24 protein-coding genes and 1 riboswitch are annotated in these 24,390 nt (G+C 39.3%); of the genes, 5 read left to right on the top strand and 19 right to left on the bottom strand.

The annotated features are described in order from the left end of the window. Nucleotides 1-130: 130 nt before the first annotated feature. The 3 genes from LJY09_RS10410 to LJY09_RS10400 form a co-directional block, all read right to left on the bottom strand. Nucleotides 131-1,348 carry an MFS transporter gene (locus LJY09_RS10410; RefSeq protein ID WP_028413509.1) on the bottom strand — a complete coding sequence of 406 codons (1,218 nt, stop codon included), beginning with the start codon at nt 1,346-1,348 and terminating at the stop codon, nt 131-133. A 96-nt stretch (nt 1,349-1,444) separates the two neighbouring features. Next, nucleotides 1,445-2,044, bottom strand: coding sequence for a TetR/AcrR family transcriptional regulator (locus LJY09_RS10405; protein WP_028413510.1), 600 nt, complete (start codon nt 2,042-2,044; stop codon nt 1,445-1,447). A gap of 261 nt (nt 2,045-2,305) precedes the next feature. After that, nucleotides 2,306-2,767: a GNAT family N-acetyltransferase gene (locus LJY09_RS10400; RefSeq protein WP_223546665.1), complete on the bottom strand. Its 462-nt coding sequence runs from the start codon at nt 2,765-2,767 to the stop codon at nt 2,306-2,308. A 173-nt stretch (nt 2,768-2,940) separates the two neighbouring features. Between LJY09_RS10400 and LJY09_RS10395 the strand changes: the two genes are divergently transcribed. Further along, nucleotides 2,941-3,447, top strand: coding sequence for a hypothetical protein (locus LJY09_RS10395; protein ID WP_013082979.1), 507 nt, complete (start codon nt 2,941-2,943; stop codon nt 3,445-3,447). 97 nt (nt 3,448-3,544) lie between these two features. On the opposite strand, the gene LJY09_RS10390 is transcribed toward LJY09_RS10395, so the two are convergent. Next, nucleotides 3,545-5,044 (bottom strand): UDP-N-acetylmuramoyl-L-alanyl-D-glutamate--2,6-diaminopimelate ligase, encoded by a 1,500-nt coding sequence (locus tag LJY09_RS10390; protein WP_028413512.1) that lies wholly within the window; start codon nt 5,042-5,044, stop codon nt 3,545-3,547. Nucleotides 5,045-5,501: 457 nt separating this feature from the next. Between LJY09_RS10390 and LJY09_RS10385 the strand changes: the two genes are divergently transcribed. Continuing rightward, complete coding sequence (locus tag LJY09_RS10385) at nt 5,502-6,110, top strand: DNA-3-methyladenine glycosylase (protein WP_028413513.1); 609 nt, start codon at nt 5,502-5,504, stop codon at nt 6,108-6,110. 68 nt (nt 6,111-6,178) lie between these two features. Here the strand turns inward: LJY09_RS10385 and LJY09_RS10380 are convergent, their stop codons facing one another. From LJY09_RS10380 to LJY09_RS10360, 5 genes are all read right to left on the bottom strand, one after another. After that, nucleotides 6,179-7,147: a sugar phosphate isomerase/epimerase family protein gene (locus LJY09_RS10380; protein ID WP_028413514.1), complete on the bottom strand. Its 969-nt coding sequence runs from the start codon at nt 7,145-7,147 to the stop codon at nt 6,179-6,181. Nucleotide 7,148: 1 nt separating this feature from the next. Then, nucleotides 7,149-8,153, bottom strand: a complete 1,005-nt coding sequence (locus LJY09_RS10375) for a Gfo/Idh/MocA family protein (RefSeq protein WP_033578852.1) — start codon at nt 8,151-8,153, stop codon at nt 7,149-7,151. A gap of 12 nt (nt 8,154-8,165) precedes the next feature. Beyond that, nucleotides 8,166-9,191 carry a Gfo/Idh/MocA family protein gene (locus tag LJY09_RS10370; RefSeq protein WP_028413516.1) on the bottom strand — a complete coding sequence of 342 codons (1,026 nt, stop codon included), beginning with the start codon at nt 9,189-9,191 and terminating at the stop codon, nt 8,166-8,168. Nucleotides 9,192-9,223: 32 nt separating this feature from the next. Beyond that, a complete protein-coding gene (locus LJY09_RS10365; protein ID WP_028413517.1) occupies nt 9,224-9,949 on the bottom strand; it encodes a ThuA domain-containing protein in 726 nt (241 codons plus the stop codon). 89 nt (nt 9,950-10,038) lie between these two features. After that, nucleotides 10,039-11,070 (bottom strand): LacI family DNA-binding transcriptional regulator, encoded by a 1,032-nt coding sequence (locus LJY09_RS10360; RefSeq protein ID WP_028413518.1) that lies wholly within the window; start codon nt 11,068-11,070, stop codon nt 10,039-10,041. Nucleotides 11,071-11,320: 250 nt separating this feature from the next. Here LJY09_RS10360 and LJY09_RS10355 point away from each other — a divergent pair, with 250 nt between their 5' ends. After that, on the top strand, nt 11,321-11,896 hold the full coding sequence (locus LJY09_RS10355; protein WP_028408694.1) for a cell wall hydrolase: 576 nt from the start codon (nt 11,321-11,323) through the stop codon (nt 11,894-11,896). A 31-nt stretch (nt 11,897-11,927) separates the two neighbouring features. Here the strand turns inward: LJY09_RS10355 and LJY09_RS10350 are convergent, their stop codons facing one another. The 3 genes from LJY09_RS10350 to LJY09_RS10340 form a co-directional block, all read right to left on the bottom strand. Next, complete coding sequence (locus LJY09_RS10350) at nt 11,928-13,262, bottom strand: sodium-dependent transporter (protein ID WP_028413519.1); 1,335 nt, start codon at nt 13,260-13,262, stop codon at nt 11,928-11,930. A 176-nt stretch (nt 13,263-13,438) separates the two neighbouring features. Beyond that, complete coding sequence (locus LJY09_RS10345) at nt 13,439-13,621, bottom strand: hypothetical protein (protein ID WP_013056847.1); 183 nt, start codon at nt 13,619-13,621, stop codon at nt 13,439-13,441. Between the two features lie 301 nt (nt 13,622-13,922). After that, nucleotides 13,923-14,669: a TspO/MBR family protein gene (locus tag LJY09_RS10340; RefSeq protein ID WP_028413520.1), complete on the bottom strand. Its 747-nt coding sequence runs from the start codon at nt 14,667-14,669 to the stop codon at nt 13,923-13,925. A 226-nt stretch (nt 14,670-14,895) separates the two neighbouring features. After that, a riboswitch (TPP riboswitch) is annotated at nt 14,896-14,994 on the top strand. 96 nt (nt 14,995-15,090) lie between these two features. Here LJY09_RS10340 and tenA point away from each other — a divergent pair. Next, nucleotides 15,091-15,780 (top strand): thiaminase II, encoded by a 690-nt coding sequence (tenA, locus tag LJY09_RS10335; RefSeq protein ID WP_108674648.1) that lies wholly within the window; start codon nt 15,091-15,093, stop codon nt 15,778-15,780. 27 nt (nt 15,781-15,807) lie between these two features. On the opposite strand, the gene LJY09_RS10330 is transcribed toward tenA, so the two are convergent. From LJY09_RS10330 to LJY09_RS10320, 3 genes are read right to left on the bottom strand one after another with little or no spacing between them, the layout of a single operon-like run. Further along, nucleotides 15,808-17,208 (bottom strand): aldehyde dehydrogenase, encoded by a 1,401-nt coding sequence (locus tag LJY09_RS10330; protein ID WP_108674647.1) that lies wholly within the window; start codon nt 17,206-17,208, stop codon nt 15,808-15,810. A gap of 13 nt (nt 17,209-17,221) precedes the next feature. Beyond that, the gene (locus LJY09_RS10325) at nt 17,222-17,524 is read right to left on the bottom strand and encodes an ArsR/SmtB family transcription factor (protein ID WP_033578848.1); all 303 of its coding nucleotides are present in this window, start codon (nt 17,522-17,524) and stop codon (nt 17,222-17,224) included. Nucleotides 17,525-17,536: 12 nt separating this feature from the next. Next, nucleotides 17,537-18,316, bottom strand: coding sequence for an SDR family NAD(P)-dependent oxidoreductase (locus LJY09_RS10320; protein ID WP_028413524.1), 780 nt, complete (start codon nt 18,314-18,316; stop codon nt 17,537-17,539). Nucleotides 18,317-18,624: 308 nt separating this feature from the next. Here LJY09_RS10320 and LJY09_RS10315 point away from each other — a divergent pair, with 308 nt between their 5' ends. Then, nucleotides 18,625-19,857: a helix-turn-helix domain-containing protein gene (locus LJY09_RS10315; RefSeq protein WP_028413525.1), complete on the top strand. Its 1,233-nt coding sequence runs from the start codon at nt 18,625-18,627 to the stop codon at nt 19,855-19,857. A gap of 74 nt (nt 19,858-19,931) precedes the next feature. On the opposite strand, the gene LJY09_RS10310 is transcribed toward LJY09_RS10315, so the two are convergent. The 4 genes from LJY09_RS10310 to LJY09_RS10295 form a co-directional block, all read right to left on the bottom strand. After that, nucleotides 19,932-21,419: a phytoene desaturase family protein gene (locus LJY09_RS10310; RefSeq protein WP_108674646.1), complete on the bottom strand. Its 1,488-nt coding sequence runs from the start codon at nt 21,417-21,419 to the stop codon at nt 19,932-19,934. Nucleotides 21,420-21,535: 116 nt separating this feature from the next. Continuing rightward, nucleotides 21,536-22,126, bottom strand: a complete 591-nt coding sequence (locus LJY09_RS10305) for a superoxide dismutase family protein (protein ID WP_028413527.1) — start codon at nt 22,124-22,126, stop codon at nt 21,536-21,538. A gap of 188 nt (nt 22,127-22,314) precedes the next feature. Beyond that, entirely contained in the window at nt 22,315-22,800 is a 486-nt protein-coding gene (locus tag LJY09_RS10300) for a YusW family protein (protein WP_228307700.1), read from the bottom strand. A gap of 116 nt (nt 22,801-22,916) precedes the next feature. Beyond that, complete coding sequence (locus LJY09_RS10295; protein ID WP_098999886.1) at nt 22,917-24,299, bottom strand: aspartate kinase; 1,383 nt, start codon at nt 24,297-24,299, stop codon at nt 22,917-22,919. Between the last annotated feature and the right edge of the window lie 91 nt (nt 24,300-24,390).

Here is a 24,390-nt window from a genome sequence, read left to right as displayed (position 1 = left end):
CACTGTTTTGCCCATAAAATAAAGCTTCGCTATAGGCTGAGTGGTGTTGTAAATCTTACAGCTTTACTAAAAGCATCATTAAAAGACCTCCAGTAAACTACTGGAGGTCTTCTATCCCCTAAAAATTCTATCATTTTTCTTGAATCGCTTGATTTCTCACAGCTGTTTTTCGGTCCTTTCCTGCTCTTAAAGATAAAAGAAAACAAAGCAGCAGTACAAGTGCAGCTGATACGTACGGGTAATTAATGTTTATATCAAAAAGAAAGCCTGCTACAACAGGTCCAATAATATTACCAAGACTTGTATAAGCAGAATTTAGTCCGGCTACATACCCTTGGTCGTCTTGTGCCATCATCGACATTTGCGTGCTGATTGCCGGACGTAAAATATCTGTTGCTAAAAAGACGATAAATGTCACAACAATAATAAGCCAGTACGTGTGCACAAATAGTGTAAGTAAAATAAAAAGTCCCGTCATCATCAAGCAAAACGAAATCACTCTTTTTTCACCGAATTTATTTAAAATCCAGCCAAAAATCGTAACCTGCACAACAGCCCCTGCAATAGAGCCAAACGTAATAACAAACGCAATATCTTTTGGCGTAAAGCTAAATTTATGATCAACAAATAGTGAAAAGATCGTTTCATAATTGGATAATCCAAACGATGTCACAAAAACGATAATTAAACTTAAAAAATAAGGTTCTTTGTAGGAATTCATAAGCTGCAGTAGCAGCCGATCTTCTTTTGGATTCTCATTGTTTGAAACAGCATGACCTTGTACAGGACGAGACTCCGGCAAAACAAAAAGCGTAATCACTGCAGCCAAGCCTCCTGCTACTGCGGCCATGTAAAATGGCACGCGCATGCCGTATTCAGCTAAAAAGCCTCCAATACCGGGCCCGATAATAAATCCTGTTGTAATCGCTGCCGTCACATAGCCCATTCCTTTAGCGCGTTCTTTAGCAGACGTCACGTCCGCTGTATAGGCCATAACAGCAGGCATAATAAGCGCGGCCCCGACCCCACCTAGCATTCTGGATACAAATAATAAAAGAGGTGTACTCACTGAACCAAAGAACCATTCAGACAGGGCAAAAACAATCATTCCCGCTACAATAATTTTCTTTCTCCCTAACGAATCTGATAATCGCCCCGCTAAAGGCGAAAACAGGAATTGAGTTAGTGAAAACACCGCTACTAAAAGCCCCATCACGCTGCCGTTGATATGAAGCTCCGTCATATAGGTTGGCATAATTGGAATAACGAGACCGATTCCCGTAAAGATAATAAAAATATTTAGCATGAGCAGCAAAATCGCCGCTCGATTTCTTAACAATAATGACATATAAACCTCCTGATTACAAAAATACTGAACGTTCGGTCTATAAAAATACAAAATAATGAGGGATTACTCATTGCCGCAATAAGCATCCCCGCTTATTTAAGAAGACCTTGCTATAATTCCGTTTAAAAATACATCGATTGCTGAATGGTAAAGCTGCAGGGCATTTTCCGTACTCGTTTTTCGAGACATGCGGCTCATTCCAACAAACAACCCTTCTAAAATTACTGCAAGCTGCTCTGCATTTTTATGAGAAAACTCGCCTTCATCGATGCCCTGTTGCAAAAGTTCCCGGTTAAACTCCACGTGTCGTTTCACCATCTCATCAATTCGCTCTTCGATGTCGCTGCCCTTCTCCTCGTTGTTAAAAAACTCATCCGCAGCTTTCGTAAGAGGATGATTCAAATCATCTAAAATGATTTGCTCCGCTATTCCAAAAAGCTTATCTCTTGTTGTTTTGTAAAGAGACTCTCTTTCTTTCCAGTTTCGTTCCCACTCAAGATCCCATTCGTCTATTAAATAAAGAAAAAGCCCTTCTTTACTTTTAAAGTGATAATAAATATTCCCTTTACTGCTTCCCGTAGCTTCTACAATTTCCTCAATAGATGTAGCTTTATAGCCTTTTTGAGAAAACAATGCTTTAGCGGCATCTGCCACTTTTCTTTTGGTTTGTTCACTTTGAAGCTTTTTTTTATTCAAGCTATTTCCACCGCCCCGTACATTTATTATTTATACTGAACATTCGTTTTGTATTATCTGACACCTATACTACATAGGAAAAACCTTTTTGTCTAGTGAGAAAACCTAGTTTATACCTTTTTATATGAATCATGACCAAAACAAAGCCTCCTAAAAAGGCTTTGCCTAAAAAGCTTACTTGCTAACAGGATAAATGACAGCTGCTTGCGCGCACAGTTTGCATACAAATAAACAAATCATCTGCGCCTTCTTTCCTGTCTTTTACTCATTCAATTTCTTTGTCATAAACACACTGTATGGATCTTCTTTGTAGGTAGAAAACGGTTCGCACTCGTAAAATCCAAAACTGGCGTATAGCTTTCTAGCCGGTTCAAAAGCAGGTGCGGATCCTGTTTCTAAGCTTAAGCGTCGGTACCCTCGTTTTTGCGCTTCATTTATTATGTACTGCAGCAGCTCTCTAGCAATTCCTTTCCGCAAATGAGCGGTAGCTGTTCGCATCGATTTAATTTCTCCGTGGTGCTCATCTAACTCTTTTACAGCTCCGCACCCTGCTAGCTGACTTCCTTCCCACACGCTCCAAAACGTAATATGACGTTGTTTTAAACTTTCAATATCTAGAGCATGAATACTTTCAGGGGGGGAATGTAAGTTCATTCCTTGAAGGTGAGAACTTACTAGCTCAATAACTTCATTGTTCGTTAAGTGGTCTCTTTTTATTTTAATCATCTTCTCTTCCTTCCTGCTACTAAAGGGTGGTCAACTACAAACCAACTTATGAATACATTCACTGTCGACCTTTAAAAATCCTTTTATACACTCCCTTCTTTTTCTCCAGTTATTAAAACAGACTTTGCCAAGCAGATGTTTCATACATTGTTAAACGGAGGTGAAATTCGTTGAAGAAAGTTTTATTTTGTCTTGTCCCTCTTTTGTTTTTATTATCCGCCTGCTTTAGTGATCCTGTTCAAGATGATTTAATCGATTATAACAATCAAGATTTAAAGAAAGCGGCTCAGCTTGAAAAAGAGGCGATTGACGCATACGATTCCGTTACAGGCGCTAACTACACAAGTGACGCTGTTATGTACGATACGATGACGAGTGAAGTCATTCCTACCTATCGTAAATTTGTTGACGAACTGGAAAACATCGATGTAGAAACCGACGATCTTCGAAAGGTTCATGAAGGCTATATAAAGGCTGCCAATACCCAGTATAATGCTTTTATTAAAATTGTCAGTGCTTTGGAAAAGCAGGACCGCAACCTTATTGCTGAGGCAAACGCTATGCTTGATGAAGCACGAAAAGGTATACGCGATTACAATGCAGCTATTAAAAAGCTGGCTAAAGAACATGATGTAAAAATTGAAGAACCAAAAACACAGCGCGAAAACAGCCTATAGTTTTGATGCAAAAAGAAGGTCTCTAAAAACAGTAAGAGACCTTCTTTCGTATGATGTTTCAATTTCTCCACGTTCGTTCAATAAATGAAGAAGAATATCAGGAAATATTGCTTAACGATGCATAATAAGAGGCAATAATTTCTTCATCTGAATGCGGAATTTCATTTCCTTTTACAAGCTGAGCGCCGTTAATACAGCCGCTTGTAAGTAAAATAATATCATTCGCCTTTCCTAAAGAAAGCGACTTTAATACTCCTTCTGTTCGAGTAGGGGCGCGGTGAATATTGCTTGCGCTCGGATTCGAAAAACCTGTCATCACTTGATCTACAATTACGTTAGGATCATGATAACCTGGGTGATCAACCGTTACGATAATTTCATCTGCTTTTCCTTCAATGGTACGCGCCATTTTAGGCATTTTATTAAAATCTCGAATGCCGATCCCTGCAATCATGACAATCAGCTGGTTATACTCCATCTTTTTTACTTCTTCTACCAAACGCGTAAGGGCAACAGGCGTATGGGCATAGTCTAAAATCACTTTTTGGTTATTAGGACCTTCTATCACCTGAAATCGCCCTTCTGGACTTTCCAATTGAGGAAGTACGCTAATAATATCTTCAATGTGGTATTCAAAGTGAAGAGCTGTACCAATGGCCGCTAGCACGTTAGCAATGTTGTAATCACCATATACAGGCACTGCTACTTTGTATGACTGTCCTTTATAAAGTAAATCAAAGAAAGAGCCTCCTTCTTTGACGGTGATGTTTGTTGCTTGCAGAGTTGCCTCCTTGTTATTTAATAAACTATACGTGACTTTAGGTCCTTCAAATACCCTGCTTAAGTCTTTGCCCATGTCCTGATCATCTATATTAATAACGGCATGTTTGGCCTGTTGAAATAATTTCATCTTGCATTTTTTATAGTGCTCAAACGTTTTATGATACTCTAAATGTTCTTCCGATAAGTTTGTATGAATGGCTACATCAAAATAAATATTTTCTACTCGTTGCTGATCAATCGCAATCGAAGATACTTCCATCACTGCCGCTTCATCACCTCTTGTATACAAATCATAAAAAATTTTATGCAAGTCTACCGACTCAGGTGTTGTAGGCGTACTTTTTTTATAAACTAACTTCTGCTTTGATGACCAAATGCCGGTCGTTCCAATCGATCCTGTTGGCAATTTTAAAAGAGTTAAAAGCGACCTTACGTAAGCTGCTACGGTTGTTTTGCCATTTGTACCTGTAACGCCAATTGTCTCAATTTTTTCATCCGTATAATCAAAATACATTTTAGAAAAAGACGCCATTACTTTGCGAACGTCGTCAACAGCTAAAAACGTACAGTGAGAATACTGAGTGCTCAAAAGACGAAGCTCCTCGATGCTTGTCCCAAAGACTGCTACGGCTCCTCTAGCTATAGCTTCTTTAATATATTGATGTCCATCTTCATTTTCACCTTTTATACTAAAAAATACGGATCCGTCGTGAACTTGTTTTGAATGATATGTGAGATGGGTGATTGTTTGAGATGCAGGCCCAAAAATATGTTTAATTGATAAATTCGTTAATGTATCAAAGTAGATGTTCATAGCTATTCCTCACAGTGTATAAATTTTATTTTTAATATGTTCTAAAATCCCTTAAATACTCTTTGAAGGATATTTTTTCTTTATTTCCATTTATAAAGAACTTTCTACAATTCAATCTTTTTATTTTGCTTTCATGTGTAGAACGAAAATAAAGAAAAGACGGATCACTATTTTTTAAAACTAAAAGCATGTAAAATATGGATGAACTGTGTATATCATACCAGCAGCAAAAGCGAAGTATTGTAGTAAAATATTCCCCCTACACGTGCAAAACGAAACCCTTCTTTAAAATAATTTCATAGAGTAAGTTGAATCATGATAAATACTTGAACGTGGGTAAGAAAGATTACTGTATGAATCAATCCCTCCCTTTGCAAAATAACAAAGAAAACATCATAATAAAAGATGCGCAATAACAGCGTGAATGACTTTGCTTTGAAAGGATGGACTACAGCAAATGACGCGTTCTCTTTTAGCGATTGAACCACTTCCTCTTTCGTTTTATCAACAGCCTACGCTTGAACTAGCTCAGTCGCTGTTAGGATGTCTTCTTGTTCACGAAACGGCAGAAGGAGCTGCATCTGGTTTTATTGTGGAAACAGAGGCTTATAAAGGGCCTTTCGACCGAGCAGCTCATAGCTTTAATAACCGGCGCACAAAAAGAACAGAGGTAATGTTCGGTCCTCCTGGTCATGCCTATACGCATACAATGCATACACATTGTTTACTCAATGTTGTAAGCAGCGACATCGATTGTCCAGAAGGCGTCCTCATTCGAGCTATTGAGCCATTTAGCGGAAAAGATTTGATGAAAACTAGACGTCGAGGTATGGAAAATGAAATAAATTGGACAAACGGTCCTGGGAAACTAACAAAAGCACTAGGGGTTTCAATGGATTTGTACGGTCATGATTTAACCACCCCTCCTCTTTATATTGCTCGTGGCTTCACTCCTTCAGCGATTTCCGCCGGACCTCGCGTTGGCATTGATAATTCTGGTGAAGCGAAGGATTACCCTTGGCGCTTTTGGGTTACCAATCACCCGTTTGTATCGAAATTCAGGTGAACAAAAGGCAAATAATTTATCAACGAAAATAAAAGAAGCACCTCTTTTTAAGAGATGCTTCTTTTTGCTTACGCCCACCACATTTGTGACGGAGTTTCTTCAATTAATACACTTTGTAAGTTTGTAACCGCGCGTTTAAATCCTTCTTCAATCGACATGATTGGATCTTCATGCTCAATGCTGACTACATAATCGTATCCGTATGTGCGAAGGGCACTCATCATATCAGACCACTCTTTTACATCATGTCCGCATCCTACGGATCTAAACGTCCATGCACGCGTTTGGACTTCTCCGTATGGCTGCATATCCGTCAGTCCATACATGTTAATATTATCCTGGTCCAAGTACGTATCCTTTGCATGGAAATGATGAATCGCATTTTCTTTTGCTAAAATTTTAATAGCTCCTACCGGATCAATTCCTTGCCACCATAAATGACTTGGATCAAGGTTAGCGCCAATCGCTGGACTTGTTTTTTCGCGAAGCTTTAGGAGCGTATACGGAGTATGAACTAAAAATCCACCGTGAAGTTCTAAACCAATTTTTACGTTATGCTCCTCCGCTAGTTCTCCAATTTCTTTCCAATAAGGAACAAGCTTATTTTCCCACTGCCAATTCAATACGTCTCCATACTCGTTAGGCCAAGGAGTAACAGGCCAGTTTGGGTACTTCGCTTCTTCGTGATCTCCTGCTGTTCCAGAAAAGCAGTTAACCACTGGAACATCTACTAATGATGCTAGTTGGATGGTCTTGCGAAGCGTTTCGTCAGATTCTTTTGCAAAACTTGCCTCAGGTGAAATAGGATTGCCGTGGCAGCTAAATGCGCTGATTGTAAGTCCGCGGTCTTTTATCTGCTTCATATATGCTTCTCTTTTTCCCTCATCTTCAAGCAGCTCATCTAGCGGACAATGGCTGTTTCCCGGATAGCCTCCCGTTCCGATTTCAACAGCATGAAGACCTGCTGATTTTACTTTATCTAACATCTCTTCAAAAGAAAGATCCGCAAATAAGACCGTGAATACTCCAAGTTTCATTTTAATTTCCCCCTGTGCGATATATTTCATCAATAATAGCTGAGACTTGAAGCGCTTCTTGTGGCTTTACTACTAATTCAGCATTTCCTTTACACGCTTCAACGAAATTTTTAGCCTGACTTAAGCTGTAATCATCTTCTCCATCTATCCAAGGTGACGTACTGTTCATGAGCATACCGTTTTTGGACGTGTATAGTTCAAACGGAAACACGCTTAAACCGCCCTCTACCCCTGATATGCTTACGTGCTCTTCATCATCTTCGATATTAGCAGCCCAAGAAGTTTCTAAAAGAAGCGACGCTCCATTTTCAAATTTAATATAGGCCGTTACATGATCATCCACACCGAATGTTTCATGATCAAATGCTCCCCATTGATTTAATTGGTTAGGCGTTTTACTCAGGTCATTATATGTACTTCCCAGTACTTCAGTATGCTTTGGGTTTCCCATTAGCCAAAGCGTTAAATCAAGCAAATGGCAACCGTAATCAATTAAGCTGCCTCCTCCTTGAAGATCTTTGTTCGTAAATACGCCCCAACCGGGAACCTTACGGCGACGCATTGCTCTGACACGTGCAACTAATGGACGCCCTACCTCTGTCATCATTTTTTTCGCAGCCTGCGCTTCTTTCATGAATCGGTAGTGATACGCAATCGCTAACTGCTTACCTGATTCTCTAGCAGCAGCAAGCATTTCTTCACCTTGCTCTTTAGACATCGCCATCGGCTTTTCACATAGAACGTGAACGCCTGCTTTTAGCGCTTCTACTGCAAACTCGGCGTGAAATTTATTAGGTGTACAAATACATACAGCATCCACTTCTTTAAACATATCTTTGTAATCAACAAATACGTGAGGGATATTATGTTCATTGGCTACCTCTGTGGCTCTTTCACTATTAATATCGCTAAGCCCCCAAATCACACATTCATCACCCAGTTGTTTGAATGCCGGGATATGCCTGCTTACAGCAATCCCTCCTGCTCCGATTATGCCAATTCTCACGTTTTTCACCTCTTACACGCGCGTAATTTGTTTCGTTTGACTTGATTTTAAAGCTGCTAAAATAACAGCAAGTGATTTTAATCCTTCTTCACCAGGAACCGGAGATTCTTTATCTTCTGCAACTGCATCTACAAATTGTTCAATGACGTGAGAATTACTTTGTCCGCCTTCATCGTTCGACTGGATTTTTCCTAATTCATAGTTCACCACTTCACCCGTTGCATATTGTGCAACTAATGAATACGTCGGATCGTCCTCTAAACGAAGAATCCCTTTCTCGCCGTAAACAATCGTGGAGTTATCTTCTTTTCCATTGTAAGCCCAGCTTGCCGCAAGCGTCCCGATAATCCCGCTTTCCGTTTTTAATACGCACACAGCATTGTCGTCTACATTTGCAAAGTCTTTTGCATTGCTTTCAACGAATGCACCGACTTCTACAATTTCTTCATTTAATATGTAGCGGAGCATATCGGTTTTATGAACGCCTAAATCCCCCATAGCACCAATAAACGCTTCGTCTTTTTTGAAGAACCAGCTTTCTTTTCCGTCCACGCTCCAGCCTTCAGGACCACCGTGGCCAAAAGCCGTACGGAAACTATAAATTTTACCGATTTCCCCTTTTTCAATAAGTTCACGAGCTTTTTGATGAGAAGCTACAAAGCGCTGATTATGTCCGATCATTAGTTTTTTACCGTTTGTTTTTGCTGCTTCAATCATCGCTTTTGCTTCTTCTTCTGATGTTGCCATCGGCTTTTCACACAGAACATGAACTCCGCTGTTTAACGCTGCAACCGAAATAGGCGCATGAAGATAATTGGGCGTACATACGCTCACTGCTTCCACTGTACCGCTTGCTAAAAGTTCTTCATAGTTTGCGTACGCTTTTACACCGTACTGCTGTGCTACGCTGTTTGCACGTTCTGTGTTTATATCGCAAACGGCTACTAATTCTACTTGTTCATTCATCTTATATTCTGGTAAGTGACGGTGTTGCGCAATGCTTCCGCACCCAATAACGCCAATTTTTACTTTTGCCATCTTTCCTATCCCCTTTGCTTAAGCATTATTAATTAGTTTTTAACTGCGATTGATTCAAGCGGTTGCGCATTGCCGTAAACAGGACGTTTTCTCTCTGCCGGTTTCGCCCATTTAATAGCATTCATAATGACACGCTGAATGTCTTTGTTATGGTATGTTGGATATGTTTCATGTCCAGGTCTGAAATAAAATACTTTTCCGTTTCCGCGTTTGTACGTGCAGCCGCTTCTGAAAATTTCTCCGCCTTCAAACCAGCTCGTGAAAATCAGTTCATCAGGTGCTGGAATATCAAAGTGCTCTCCGTACATTTCTTCACGCTCAAGCTCGATAAATTCACCAATACCTTCCACAATCGGATGGCTCGGTTCTACTACCCACAAGCGCTCTTTTTCATCTGCTTCACGCCATTTTAAGTCGCAGCTTGTGCCCATTAACGTTTTAAAGATCTTGGAAAAGTGACCTGAGTGTAAGACAATAAGCCCCATACCGTCTAGCACGCGCTGCTTTACTTTCTCAACGATGTCATCTTTTACTTCGTCATGCGCTAAGTGACCCCACCATACTAAAACATCCGTTTGATTTAATACTTCTTCAGTCAACCCGTGTTCTACTTCGTCTAATGTTGCTGTGTGCGTACGAAATCCTCCTTCTTCTAAGAAAGAAGCGATGGCACCGTGAATGCCTTCAGAGTAAATTTCTCTTACAACCGGATTTTTCTGTTCATGACGATTTTCGTTCCATACTGTAACATTAATCATTTTCATATCCCCTTTTTTTGTGAATGCTAACTTATATCCCCTTTTTTTATCAATGCTAAACTTTGGTTAACCGGTTAACTTACTGTGGTTCACTCGCGCTTAGCAGTCGAATCTCGAATAACAAGTTCAACCGATAATTTTACATGCTGCAGCGTGCTGAAACGGTGTTCGATTGCTTGAATAACAGACGTCGCGGCGACGACTCCTTTGTTAAATACATCTTGACGAATGGTTGTTAGACTTGGAGATGCATAGCTGCTAAACGTGATGTCGTCAAACCCTACGATTGAATAGTCCTGCGGAATTCTTTTCCCCTTTTCTTGCAGTGCTTTCATAATTCCAAGCGCCAGCGTATCAGAGGATGCAAAAACCGCCCGAATATCCTTATGATCTTGCAGCAGCTTGTTTCCTAAATTGTAACCGTTATCAAATGAGCTTTCGTTCACTTCAAAAACAAACGTCTTTGATGGTGTAATGCCCGCTTCTTTTAATGCTTTCTCGTAGCCTATATACCTCTTTTTATCCACTGGACTATTGACGAGGTGATGAGCAACAAAGGCAATTTCTTTATGCCCCAAACTCACTAAATGTGTTGTAGCGAGATATCCTCCATACTCATCGTCTACCGAAATATGATGATAATCACGTTCGCACTTTTCATATGTATCTACTAACACAATCGGATTCGATAACGCTTTCATTTTTTCATATAATCGATGCGGGAAGGCTCCTAAAAACAGAAGACCATCAATATTTCTCGTTCGAATCCATTTTAAGCAATCAGCTGGGCTACTCACTCCAGATATGACTAGATCGTAACCATGCTTACGGATTACATATTCAATTCCACTAATCATTTCACTGTAATAATGGTTATCTTTAAATATAGTAGAAAGTGAATCATCTGTAAGCGGGAACATCACGCCAATCATATTTGACTTTTGTTTCGAAAGACTAACGGCGGTTAAATTTGGTTCGTAGTTTAATTCTTTTACCGCTGTTAAAATTCGCTCTTTTGTTTCATCGGATACTTTGTTAATTCCGTTTAAGACGTAAGATACTGAAGCTGCAGACACCCCTGCATGCTTTGCTACATCACGAATCGTTATCTTTTCTCCCATAAAATCTCTCCAGTTAAACGGTTAACTATTTACTCGTTCATTATAATTCACTCCTTTATTATCAGTCAACGTATTTTTCAAATTATCTGTTAACTATTATAATATCTTCCTAGATTGGTATGTTTTAAGCAGTGACAAGATGTATTGACACCTGTTAATCTTTGAAACGTACATATAAAGTTCGGTGCACAGCACGCACCGATCCGTGATAAAAGGGGCGTTCAAAAGGATTTCAGGAGGTACTTACTTTATGTTTAAGAAACTAGCAATTATTGGAGCACTAGCCGTTCCTATGTTCGGCATGAGTCACGGGGCAAATGCCGCTGAAACAACCCATCGCGTAAAAGCCGGAGAGACTCTTTACAAGATTGGCGCTGAATACGGCGTTACGGTTAAACAGTTAAAAGAAGCGAATCACAAATCTACCGACTCTATTAATGCAAATGAAACATTAACAATCCCTAACTCTATTAGCGAAAGCGATAAAGAATTGTTAGCTCGCCTTGTACAAGCTGAAGCAAAAGGTGAACCTTACGCTGGCAAAGTGGCTGTAGCAACAGTCGTTTTAAACCGCGTGGATAGCGATTCTTTCCCAAACTCTATTCATGATGTCATTTATCAAGGTACACAGTTTACACCTGTACAAAACGGTGAAATTAATAAAGCAGCGGATGCTGAAGCAAAAAAAGCTGTAAATGAAGCACTAGCGTTTAGAGGTCAAGGAAAAGGCTCGTTATTCTTCTTTAACCCAGATAAAACAAGCGATCAATGGCTTCGTCAAAAACAGGTTACGATTACAATCGGAAATCACGTTTTTGCAAAATAAACAAAAAAAAGCACTCAGATGAGTGCTTTTTTTAATATGCAACAAGTAAGCTTAACAGAACAGCTATAATAATAATAGGTAATACGTATTTAACTAGAAAGAACCATGCGTTGAATAATTTAGCGCCTTTTGTACTTCCTGAAATAAACTCTTCATACACGGCTTCTTTTTTCATTTTAAATGTCACAAAAATCGCAATGGCTAAACTTCCAAGAGGCAGCATTAAATTGCTCACAAAAAAGTCAGCTACGTCAAATATACTTCTGCCAAAAAGTGAGACATGTTTTAGTACACCAAACGAAAGCGCTGATGGGATACCTACTACAAACACAAGAATCCCTGCTAAAGAAGCATAGCGAGTTCGTTTTGTCTGATCGTCTTTGGTTAAAGCAGCTACGATAATTTCCAGCAGTGAAAAAGCAGACGTAAGCGTAGCAAATAGAAATAAAATTAAAAACAGTGCTAAAAAGACGGTGCCAAACGGCATTTTCTCAAATACTGTTGGCAAGACCACAAACAAAAGTCCAGGTCCTTCGGTTGGCTTTAATCCGAATGAAAAAACAGCTGGAAAAATAGCCAAGCCTGCAAGCAGCGAAACAAACAAGTTCAAAATAGCAATGGTGCCCGCTGAACGCGTCAAGCTTACTTTTTTCCCTAAATAAGAGCTATATGTCACCATGCAGGATAATCCTACGCAAAGCGAGAAAAACGACTGACCGAGCGCATAGAGAACAGATGACCCTGTAATGGCTGAAAAATCCGGTTTTAAAAAGAACTTTACTCCGTCCATAGCTCCGTCTAATGTTAAAGAGCGAACCACAATGATAATAAAACAGATAAATAACAGCGGCATCATGTATTTATTAGCACGCTCTATGCCTTTTTGTACGCCTTTTGAAATAACAAACACTGTAATTAATAAAAACAGCGCCTGTGCACCTAATACCACATAAGGTTGGCTAATGACGGCATTGAACAACGGACCGTACTCTTTTCCGCTTAGCATACCGGTTACGCTCATAATCGTATATAAAATCACCCAGCCGCCAACGACGCTGTAAAAGGAAAGCAAAACGACACAGCTGAGTACTCCCAGCCTGCCAATCCATACCCAAGCGGACTTTGGAGCAATTGCTTTATAAGCACTAATCGCTTCTTTTCCCGTATGTCTTCCAATGATAAATTCTGCCAACAGAAGCGGCAATCCAATAAAAATTGTAAATAAAATAAACAACGCAAAAAATGCTCCACCGCCACTGGTTCCGGTTACGTATGGAAATTTCCATATCGCTCCTAGACCAATTGCTGCCCCAGCAGATGCTAAAATAAAACCGAGGCGTGAAGACCACTGATTTCCTTTACTCATATAATGTTACTCTCTCCTCTTCTAAACTCAAAACTCATCTGATTAGTACTGTACCATAAATGCAGAAGAAAATCATTCCCGTTTTACTTTTTTCTATAAAACGATATCTATATAGAATAGAAAAAATGAAGAAGCAGCTGCCTCTTCATTTTGAGTTTGATGTTTCTATTCAAAAATTATTCTCTGTACGATGATTCGTCTCCACGGTAGGCTTCTTGATTTGATATTTCTTCAATATGCATATGCCCTTCTCTCTCTAAACGAAGAACTGTACGCTCTGCATCTTCATAACTCTCGCACGTCACTTGTTTATATTCCATATCGTCTTTATCTGTGTAAGCCACTAAATATGTTTCCATTTTAACTCCTCCTATATAAACTATATGTAACGTATGTTGCCTTTTTCGTTTATTTCTAAACATATAGGCTCCAAACATAAAGCCTAGCATACTATAATAGCGGAACTTCAATTTAAAAAGTTGAATTTTTCATTATGCACCGATGCAACATGGAGGTTACGCTTATGACATTTATTTTATCATTCGTACCAATTGTTGTTCCTTTTGGTATTTTAATTAGCTTAATTGCTTTTACAGCTGCTTTTTTACAATCAAAAGAGCATCATAAAAAGCTCTAGCTTACAAAAGCTAGAGCTTCTTTTTAAAAACGTCTATAGCGTTTAATCAGTCCCACAATAATAGCAATTGCTAATAAAACAATCGAGATGATAACAGTAATGACAATTGGCTGATTTCCACTTTGTTTCACCGCAATGGCAATATAAGCCCAAATAAAAACAAGCGGATAAACAGCGTCTCGGTTTTTTAATGTAAACATAATGCCCAGCGCAGCCCCTACCAGCAGCATAATAATCGTCCATGCTAACTCATTTAGGCCAAGTAAGTGCTGTATTCCATTTGCTTGAAATACGACAAATACATTAACAATAGTCGCAACAGAAATCCATCCAAGATAAAGCGAAATCGGCAGACGCATAAACCATGTCGTCATCCGAGAATGCTGAATAATGGAATATACAATCATTAATGTGCCTAAAATAAAGAGCATAACTAAAAGGGATAACTTATAGTAATCGTTTTGGAAAATAAAGATCCACGCACTATTTAACAAACAGTTTAGAAAAAACCAAATGCCGATACGTGCATATATTTCCTTTTGATCTTCTCTTGCAAAAAATTGGCGTATAACCCAAATGGTTAATAACAAATAAATAACGCCCCAGATAGCAAAGGCATAACCGGCTGGTGTAAACAACGTAGGAACTTGCGCAGAAGCCTCTGCCGTTGTTTTGCCTCCTATTGGAATCGCATTTGCTAAATAATTCACAAGAAGTGTAATAGCCAAGCCTACTGTATTTAATACAGCATACAAACGAAATTTTGCCATTTTGTTCTCTCCTTTCTTCTATTTATATGGGAATGTTTCGGAGACGAAAACGGCTCTTCCCTTCATTAATACCTCTTCTTCCCTAAAAATATGCATTTTTAAACAAAAATGATTAAAAATAGCTTCAAGAAGCTACCTCTTTAAGAGATAAAAACCGTTAGGGAACAATTTTCCGTAACGCTTTCTATTTTTCAGAATATATGGTAAGTTAAACATAGACTAATAGGAAGTCCACTAGGGGTGCCGACCGGCTGAGACAAGTTTTCTTGATCCCTTTGAACCTGATCTGGCTCATACCAGCGTAGGAAAGTGGCAATGTTCAGTTTTGTACTGTCCTTTGCCACTCCGTTTATAAACGGAGTGTTTTTTATTTCCTTTATGTGCTTGTTTGTGACTTCCTCATAATTAAAGGAGGATTTTGATGTCATTTTCATCTCAATTAAGACAAGAAGCAAACTATATTTACGAAGCCATTTTTAACCACCCTTTTATTAAAGGAATTGCTGAAGGAGACGTGCCAAAAGAAGCGCTTATTCACTACGTTTCTCAAGACTACGAATACTTAACAGCATTTGTCCGCATTTACGGCGCTGCTTTAACAAAATGCCGTACGCGTACCGAAATGGAAGCCTTTAATGCCGGCATTTCTACGGTATTACATAGTGAAGTACACCCTCATAATAATTTTTGTGAAGTAGCAGGCGTACGCTATGAAGACCTCCACACTGAGGCTCTTTCACCAACGGCCAGCCACTACATTAACCATATGACAAGCGTTGCGCATACAGGCAGCTTAGCGGAAATCATTGCCGTGCTTCTTCCATGTCCGTGGACGTACGTTGAAATTGGCCAGCGCATTACAGAACAAGTAAATCCATCTCCTTCTCATCCTTTTTATGAATGGATTCAGTTTTATAATAATGAAGAAATGAATGGCACAACACAATGGTTTTGTAACAAACTTGATGAACTCACCGAGCAAGCGACTGAAGAAGAACGTAATCGTATGAAAGATCACTTTATCAAAAGCTGTGAGCTGGAGTATTTATTTTGGGAAATGGCGTATACACAAGAAAAATGGCCGCTTTCTCAGCTTTCACTTTCAAAATAACGAAAAAGCCTCCTATCAGGAGGCTTTTTATTTCAATAATTTTTTAATCATTTTCAAGTTTTGTTTCTCTGAAGGATAGCGGAATGACAAATCAAACTTGGTTGTTTGAGACAGCATGCTTTTAAAATGAGAAAATGTCTGAAAGCTGTCTTTTCCATGATATTGGCCCGTACCGCTTTCTCCAACTCCGCCAAAGGGTAAATATGGCGTAGCGATATGCATAAGCGTATCATTTATACAGCCTCCTCCAAATGAAAGACGCTCCGTTATGACGTTTTGTACATTTGCACTTTCCGTAAACAAGTAAAGAGCTAACGGCTTAGCTTTTTCTTGAACTTTATGAATAACTTCGTCTAACGTTTCGTATTCAATCATAGGAAGAATAGGCCCAAAAATTTCTTCTTGCATAACGTCTGATGTCCAGCTTACTTCACTTAACACCGTAGGTTCTATTGTGAGCGTACTTTTATTATACCCGCCTCCAACTATAGCGTTTCCGTCTTTTAAAAACTCAACTAGCCGAATAAAATGGCGCTCACTGACAATACGGCCGTAGCGCTCACTTTCAAGCGGATTACTACCGTAAAATTGATAAATCGCTTCGCGAAGTTTCTCCACTAGCTGCGCTTTTACCTTTTTATGCACGAGCAAATAATCGGGAGCAACGCACGTTTGGCCTGCATTCATTCCTTTGCCAAACATAATTCGCTTCGCTGCAAGATCTAGGTTTGCATCTTCATGTACAATGCACGGACTTTTTCCTCCTAGCTCCAGCGTGACGGGAATAAGCTGCTTCCCTGCTTCTTGCATAATAATTTTCCCTACATTTACACTTCCCGTAAAGAAAATATAATCGAGGGGCTGTTTTAAAAGCAGGCTCGTCGTGTCTACAGCGCCTTCAATCACGGTCACAAATGCTGGATCAAAAGCCTCAGCTAGTAATTCTTGTATAACCCGAGATACGCTAGGCGTTAATTCAGAAGGCTTTATAATCGCCGTGTTTCCAGCGGCAATCGCTCCTACTAAAGGAGACAGCGCTAATTGAAACGGATAGTTCCACGGAGCAATAATTAACGCGACTCCATACGGTTCAGGAACAATTTTCCCTTTAGAGCCCACGTGTGTTAAAGCGGTTTTTACTTTTTTAGGCTTCATCCATTTTGCTAAATGCTTAAGCGTAAACCGAATTTCCTCTAGTAAAATCCCAATTTCCGACGTGTACGCCTCTACTTCGGATTTATTCAAGTCTTGTTTTAAAGCATCCATAATTCTCTGCTCGTTTTGTTTGACTGCGTCTCTGAGCTTATTCAGCGCTTGAATGCGGCTGCTGATGCTCTTTGTCTTTTGTGCATAGAAATACTGCTTTTGTGTAGAGACAATATGTTCAATGACCGTTTCATCTGTGATATAGAATTGCTCGTGGTTCATCTCTTTCATCTCCCTATAAACATTCAGCTTCAACTGTAGCAAGCAAGCTTTTTAATAGCTCAACTGCCTCGTTTAAAGCTAATGAATAATATCTCTGCGTTCCTTTTTGCTCAATTTGCACAAGCTTTTGATCACGTAAAATTTTTAAATGATGAGAAATTGCCGGTCGTGATAAAGTAGACTCGTTTGCAATTTCATTAACGGTTAAAGGCTCTTTTTCCGCGAGCAGCAAAATAATATCTTGTCTTGCTGAATCACTTAGAGCCTGAAAAATAGGAATGCTGGCACGAAATAACTCCACTGCTTTTTCACTCATAAATATTCTCCTTTATTTAATTTCTTGTGTTCTGCGGACAACGGATGAAAGCCACTTTCTTGGTACAAAGCGCGGGATGAAGGTGGCGAGACGAAACTGTACTCCTGGTACGATAACCGTCTGACCTTTCATAAATTTTTTATAGCCCGCTTTAGCAACTGCTTCTACATCCATTGCACCGCTTTGAAAAAGCTTGGAATTGCTCAGCTGGGCCCGATCGCTAAAACCCGTTTTAGTTGGACCCGGGCATAGAGCACTTACCGTTACATTGGTACCTCTTAATTCATTTTCAAGGGCCTCTGTGAAAGATAATACGTACGCTTTCGTTGCGTAATACACTGTCATAAGCGGACCCGGCATAAATGCAGCAACGGACGCAATGTTTAAAATTTTCCCGTGATTTCTTTTGACCATATCGGGTAAAAATAATTTTGTTAAATGAGTTAATGCTCGGATATTTAAGTCAATCATGTTTAACTCTTCATCTAAAGCTGTTTCAATAAATTTACCGTATAGTCCAAAACCTGCATTGTTCACTAAATAATCAACGTGCATTTCTTTATTTTTAAGTTCTTCATACAGTGACTGTATCTCTTCTTCTCTTGATAAATCCTTTACAACCGTTATCACGTCAATATTATAAGTAGATTTTAAATTCTCTCTAATCGCTGTTAGTTTATCAGCACTTCTGGCAACTAAAATTAAAGAATGGCCATCCTTTGCGAATTGATAAGCTAACTCTTTACCTATTCCTCCGGACGCACCGGTGATGAGCGCATAATGCTGTGACATAGTGTTCACTCCTTATGTTTATATGTTCAAGAACTTAAACATTTAAACTTATCTTATAGGATTCATTTTTTCCCGTCAACTGTTTTCTATACTCTCCTTTTCTTTTATGTTTTCCATTTTTGCCATTTGCGCATTTCTGTACATTTTTTTACAAAATATGCGTTTTCTTTACATAGAAGGCTAATGTCGTCTAGTTTTGACAACCTTTGTCACCTAGCAGGAAAACAAGTGAAGATATGGTGAATACAACATACAACAAATAATCCATTACATAGTTGGATGAAAATAGATAAGGGAGGAAATAAAAAATGATGGAGACGTATACAATTAAAAAAGTAAGTGATCAATTAGAGGTAGAAAAGAAAACGTTAAAACAATGGGAAAAATTATTGGGCAGCTATTTAACAATTGAACGAGTAGATGGGGCCCGTGTCTATACAGAGGAACAAATTGAATTATTTAATGATATTAAACAGCTGTTTGATGAACAATGTACGTTAGATGAAGTCAAAGAATATGTTCAGCTGCTGATAAAGGAACAAGAAGAGCAGGAGCATTTAGTGATGGAATCAGAGGCAGCGGTTTCAAAAGAAGAAGAACCAGCAAAGTTGAAAACTGCTAAAAAAGAAAACGTCATCGATTTTCAAGAACACTCCAATAAACAGATGAAGCAAGAAAAGAAAAAAGCTGCTGAAAAGCAGGAAAGCATTTCAGAGAATAAGCAAGAGAAGACCCCTCCTATACCTGAAGCACGATTAGCTACTGAAGAAGAAAAGCAGGCTATTTCTGCTTCTATTGAAGAACCAAAACCAAACGACCTTGTCGTGAATGAAAAAGAGCTGCTTCAAGGGGAACTAGTAGAAGCTGTTCGCCGCTATGAAGATGTGTTTGAAGTACTTGATACGTTTAAAGCTGATTTGTTAAAAGAAATGCGAGAAGGAATGCGAAATGAAGTTCGGGAAGAAATTGTCGGAGAAGTAAAAAAAGAGCTTGAAAAAAGTGCTACTCAAACTGTAGAAATGGTGGAGTCGGTCGGGGCATATATCTCTGAGTCTTCAGAACGCAGCGCAAGAGATGTAGAAAATATGTCTAAAAAAATTATCCGTTCTAACGAAAAATCGTTTGATGAAGTCACTTCTTTGATTGAAGATTATTCAACAATTGCGGAAGAAAAAACAGAGGATATGCGTCTGTTCATGAAAGATGTCATGGAGAATGCGGATGAATCCTCTAAAGAAATGCAGTATTTATTAGACCGATTCTCAAGCAATTCTACCGTTGCGATGAATCAAGTGAAATTTATGGTTGAAAAACTAAACAATTCTTCAACTAATACGACAGAAGAGCTTCGTGATTTAATTGATTCGATGAATGAAGAACGAGTCTATTATTTGAAAGAAATGGAGAAAGAGCGTAAGCTTCATCGTCAAAGCGTAGCTGAACGCGAAGAAATGTTTAGTGATTTTGTCCAAACCTTCAGACAAACCGCCGCTGCTGATATGAAGCGAAAACGGAAGTGGTGGAAGCTGTTTCTCTCCTGAAAACACCGGCCCTATGATAATAGGGCCGGTGTTTTTTGATGGTATAAGCACTAGTAGTTTGTCTGTACGAAACGTTAAGGTAACCTATGCTGATGAGACGTTATACTTTGAAAAGCATGATAGCCGCTTACCGATACGCCTATAGTCCCCGCTCCCGGAAACACTGTATCTCCGCATAACCACAGCCCTTGTAAGCCAGATCGATGCGAAATGCTGTTGAACAAGGCATGATCTAACGTTTGCGGAAAGCCTCCCACTCCGCCGTTTGGGCGAGAAGTGAACCTTTCCCATGCTTTAGGAGCTCCTGAAATTTGATGCTCTGCTTCTTCAATGTTAGGAATGATAGTTTTAATTCCTGCTATCATTTTTTTCTCAAGAACTTGTTTTTGAACATCATAGGTTTCCTTGTTACTCCACTTGCTAAGCTCAATGTGAGTAGATGCTGTAATTGTACGCTTGCCTTGAGGCGCACGAAAACGATCGTCAGGATGAGACACGGAAATAAATAAATGATTTCCTTCCGTCATCTCGCCTTGTTCGGATTGAAGCACTTGCTGAAACAACTCTACCTTCTGCGGAAGATCTCTTTCATCAATCGCAACATACATCGAAAACGTTCCCCACTGCGGAAGCTTGCTTTTTTCTTTGGCCCTCTTATGGATATGTTGGTAATCTTCATCATGCAGTAAAGACTTTAAGCTTTGAATTGGCGCGTTGCATACAACGTCTGAAGCGCGGTAGCGGTTACCTCTATGATCATGCACGATCCACTCGTCGTTATCACGCTCTATCTTTACTACTTTCCTTCCTAGAGTCGTTTTTCCTCCGTTGGCTTTAATAGATTTTTGCAGGGCTTCTGCGACTTTGTATAAGCCACCGTTCACATAGAAAGCTCCTTCGTGATAAATATCCAACGCTAGACATCCGATAAGCATTGAACAGTTCTCACTCGTTGTCTGCATGCTGTCTATTAATTGACCATCAATAAAATGAATAAAGTCCGTTTCGTCTAGCAACCTGTGTTTTTTTAGTAAATGACTAAACGATCGATGAAAATAAGGTAATAACTTCACAGACCCAAGATTTAACGAACTTACCAGCCTACTCCACTCACCGATTGTGAGAGGAGGAAGAACCGGCAGCGGCCGCATGAGCTTGCGAATTTCTTTTGCAACTCTAAAAACACTTTCATAGAAGCTCCTAATATTCTTCGCTTTATGAGGAAATTGTTTTTGAATATACGAAATATGCTGATACCGGTCTTGATAATAAATTAGTGTACGATGTGGAAGATGAACTTTCATGATTTTCTCAAGAGAAATCTTTTCAATTTCTAGGCCCAGGTATGTGCTGATTCGCTCATGTATCCCTCCGCGCTCAAATCCCATTCCAAGCGTCGCTCCGACAGGAAATGTATAGAGATGGCGCTGGAATTTCCCGGCACAGCCTCCCCACTCTCGAGAAGCTTCTAAAACCGTCACTTCATAGCCATGTTTAGCTAAAAGCGCTCCCGCTGTTAACCCACCTATTCCTCCACCTATTACAACAACTTGCTTATGCATGTTTTCACCTTCTTTAACTCTTTCTTCTATTGTGCAAAAAAAAGAAGCTCACCGCAATTTAGAAGCGGCTCGTTACAGCAATAAAAAAGCTGTGAATGATCTCACAGCTTTTTGGCTTATTTCGTAATCACTCCACAAACAATTCGATCTCCTGAGTTTCCTGAAGGATCTGTTGTGTAATCGTCTACTTTATCATGTATCACTAATGCCGACCCATCCATATCTATAAGAGAATTCGGCTTTCCTTCTTGCAACGTCACAAGAGAAGCAAAAATTTCGGTATCTACTTTTCCATTTGGCGCAACTTCTAAGTTGGGCAAGTCACCCGCATGCGGGCCTTTTGTATTTTTAAAGCCGTGTTCACGTTTAAAAGGATTAAAATGGGCCCCTGCTGTTTTGAAATCCGGCACCTCACATTTTCCTATTTCATGAATATGAAATCCATGTCTCCCGGGTGAAAGACCTTGAGCAGTTAATTTAATTTGCACGCCGTTCTTTGCTTCTGTCAGCGTAGCCTCTCCTACTTTTTTGCCTGAGGTATTCGTTAAATCTACTTTAACAGGTCCTACCGATACCTCGCTCGTTTCTTTCGCTTCCTCGGTTTTCAGGTGGTTTTCATGAGCGTTATTTTGCTCTTTTACCATGCTGCATGCTCCTAACAACAACAGAACAAAGACTACGCATCCGTTCATTATCAACTTTTGCATCCGTGATTCCTCCTTTTGCTTATTTATCACCATCCTTTCACTATTTTCCTTTTTTTAGACATCAAAACTAAGATTGAGACATACGTTCACCTTACCAAAGAAAAAATCCGAACGAGTTGGATTCTTAATAAAGAACCTCAATTCATCGTTCGGATTTTCCTTCAACTAAAATACTTTGTTTTAACGTCTTACTTTTGTTTAAAGTTGTATTCTTTTTCCGTTCCGTTTGAAAAACGAACTTCTAATTCAAACGACTGAAAATCTTTTTTCAGGCCAAACGCATCGATTACTTCCTTTTTTACACCTTCATCGGGGGTGCGCTGATCAAAATTTAACTTTTTAAATGTTGAAGATAATTTATTAAACGCTTTGTCTCCGTTCAAGTGCTCATCGTTAATATTATCATCCACTTTGGCTTCTATCTCATCGTTTTCATTTTCATAGTCGGCTTCATAATCATTATTAAGCCCCTTGTAGTCTACTTCTAAATCAAATTTTGAAAAGTTAAAAGATGTGTTTTCACTTTGATTATCATAGCTCATCGGCGTTCCGCCATTTGTCACGCCTTGTTTATTTTGAGCTTCTCTCGCGGGTGCTGCATCATCATTGTGACATGCTGAAAGTACGCTCATACCTATAAGGGAAAAGAATATGAAAAAGGGTCTTTTCTTCACTGTATTTCCTCCTTTGACTTCACTCTTCCTTCCCTTTATGTCCACAAATTCAATTTATATACGCCTTCACTAGAAAACCCCGCTCTCTAAAAAGAAAGCGGGGTTTTTCGTCTTGTTTATTTTACATTAGAATAAGAAATACTGTACATGCTGTTAAAATAGGTATTATAAAGAGCTTGAACAGCACGGTCTAAAGCGTCTGCTTTCACACCAAACATCATGCTTACCTCAGAAGAACCTTGGTTAATCATTTCAAGATTCACTTCAGCACGAGCAAAAGCTTCTGTAGCTTTCGCAGCAATTCCTACTGTGCTATTCATTCCCTCTCCTACTACCATAACCATAGCAAGATCACGTTCAATAAAGATTTCATCTACTTCAAGTTCTTTTTCAATTCGAGCAAATACGCGTTTTTCCACATCTGGCGTAAGCTGATGCTCGCGCATGATGACAGAGATATTATCAATTCCTGAAGGAGTATGTTCGTATGAAATACCTTCATCTTCTAAAATTTCAAGCAATCTTCTGCCAAAACCAATTTCACGGTTTAATAAGTATTTGCTCACATGAATATTGCAAAAACCTTTGTCCCCAGCGATTCCAACTACTGGCGTATCGCCGTGAGAGCGCTCAGCTACAATGAATGTACCTTTTGCTTCAGGATTATTTGTATTCTTAACACATACAGGAATGCCTAGTTTATAAACCGGCTCTAGCGCTTCATCATGGAAGACAGAAAAACCTGCATAGGATAGTTCACGCATTTCTCTGTATGTGACTTCTTTCATTTCATGAGGCTTTTCCACAAGTCTTGGATCTACGCTGTAAATAGCATCTACGTCAGTAAAGTTTTCATACAAGTCAGCTTTTACTCCTGCTGCTACAATTGAACCTGTAATATCTGACCCACCGCGCGAGAACGTAACCATGTTCCCTTCTTCAGAGTAGCCAAAAAATCCTGGAATCACCAAAATGCCCGAACGCTCTCTTAGCTGCGGCAGTTTTTCATAAGACAGTGGAAGCACTCTTGCTCTTCCTGGTTCATCAGAAACAAAAATACCTGCTTCTTTTGGATTTACATAATGAGCTTCAAACCCTAAATGGTTTAAATAAGCAGCCATTACCTTTGCGTTATTATCTTCTCCACTTGCTTTGAGACAATCTAATAAGCGAAACGGATCGTTTTTATGTAAATCAATAAGTGATTGTAAATTCGCAATAATATCAGTAATAATCGTTTCTGGCATAGACAAGTCAACCACGATTTCACGATAGCGATCGATTACTTGCCCAAACTCATCGACGTAATCTTCTCCAAGCTGTATTTTGGCAGAAAGTGCGATTAACAAATCTGTCATTTTTGTATCTTCTCCGTATCGCTTGCCCGGAGCTGATACAACTACCAGCTTTCTCTCTTTATCAGACGTTACAATATGCGCAACCTGTTTAAATTTCTCTGCGCTTGCAACTGAACTCCCGCCAAACTTCGCAACCTTCATGTTTGAGACACTTCCTTACTTTGTTTTTAATATTCGATTATTGTACCATATTTTATCAAGTAGAAAAGCTTATCTATCTAACTTTTCTAAA

It is taken from the genome of Priestia sp. J2 (genome assembly GCF_020790095.1).
Classification (GTDB): domain Bacteria; phylum Bacillota; class Bacilli; order Bacillales; family Bacillaceae_H; genus Priestia; species Priestia zanthoxyli.
The sequence above is the reverse complement of the archived record's forward strand: the minus strand, read 5'-3'. Positions and strand labels throughout refer to the sequence as shown.

Excerpts from the sequence above, each read along its gene's own strand:
- LJY09_RS10410 (WP_028413509.1), bottom strand. The coding sequence starts at position 1,348 with ATGTCATTATTGTTAAGAAATCGAGCGGCGATTTTGCTGCTCATGCTA.
- LJY09_RS10390 (WP_028413512.1), bottom strand. The coding sequence starts at position 5,044 with ATGAACATCTACTTTGATACATTAACGAATTTATCAATTAAACATATT.
- LJY09_RS10385 (WP_028413513.1), top strand. The coding sequence starts at position 5,502 with ATGACGCGTTCTCTTTTAGCGATTGAACCACTTCCTCTTTCGTTTTAT.
- LJY09_RS10380 (WP_028413514.1), bottom strand. The coding sequence starts at position 7,147 with ATGAAACTTGGAGTATTCACGGTCTTATTTGCGGATCTTTCTTTTGAA.
- LJY09_RS10370 (WP_028413516.1), bottom strand. The coding sequence starts at position 9,191 with ATGGCAAAAGTAAAAATTGGCGTTATTGGGTGCGGAAGCATTGCGCAA.
- LJY09_RS10365 (WP_028413517.1), bottom strand. The coding sequence starts at position 9,949 with ATGATTAATGTTACAGTATGGAACGAAAATCGTCATGAACAGAAAAAT.
- LJY09_RS10360 (WP_028413518.1), bottom strand. The coding sequence starts at position 11,070 with ATGGGAGAAAAGATAACGATTCGTGATGTAGCAAAGCATGCAGGGGTG.
- LJY09_RS10355 (WP_028408694.1), top strand. The coding sequence starts at position 11,321 with ATGTTTAAGAAACTAGCAATTATTGGAGCACTAGCCGTTCCTATGTTC.
- LJY09_RS10350 (WP_028413519.1), bottom strand. The coding sequence starts at position 13,262 with ATGAGTAAAGGAAATCAGTGGTCTTCACGCCTCGGTTTTATTTTAGCA.
- LJY09_RS10345 (WP_013056847.1), bottom strand. The coding sequence starts at position 13,621 with ATGGAAACATATTTAGTGGCTTACACAGATAAAGACGATATGGAATAT.
- LJY09_RS10340 (WP_028413520.1), bottom strand. The coding sequence starts at position 14,669 with ATGGCAAAATTTCGTTTGTATGCTGTATTAAATACAGTAGGCTTGGCT.
- tenA (WP_108674648.1), top strand. The coding sequence starts at position 15,091 with ATGTCATTTTCATCTCAATTAAGACAAGAAGCAAACTATATTTACGAA.
- LJY09_RS10330 (WP_108674647.1), bottom strand. The coding sequence starts at position 17,208 with ATGAACCACGAGCAATTCTATATCACAGATGAAACGGTCATTGAACAT.
- LJY09_RS10325 (WP_033578848.1), bottom strand. The coding sequence starts at position 17,524 with ATGAGTGAAAAAGCAGTGGAGTTATTTCGTGCCAGCATTCCTATTTTT.
- LJY09_RS10320 (WP_028413524.1), bottom strand. The coding sequence starts at position 18,316 with ATGTCACAGCATTATGCGCTCATCACCGGTGCGTCCGGAGGAATAGGT.
- LJY09_RS10315 (WP_028413525.1), top strand. The coding sequence starts at position 18,625 with ATGATGGAGACGTATACAATTAAAAAAGTAAGTGATCAATTAGAGGTA.
- LJY09_RS10310 (WP_108674646.1), bottom strand. The coding sequence starts at position 21,419 with ATGCATAAGCAAGTTGTTGTAATAGGTGGAGGAATAGGTGGGTTAACA.
- LJY09_RS10305 (WP_028413527.1), bottom strand. The coding sequence starts at position 22,126 with ATGCAAAAGTTGATAATGAACGGATGCGTAGTCTTTGTTCTGTTGTTG.
- LJY09_RS10295 (WP_098999886.1), bottom strand. The coding sequence starts at position 24,299 with ATGAAGGTTGCGAAGTTTGGCGGGAGTTCAGTTGCAAGCGCAGAGAAA.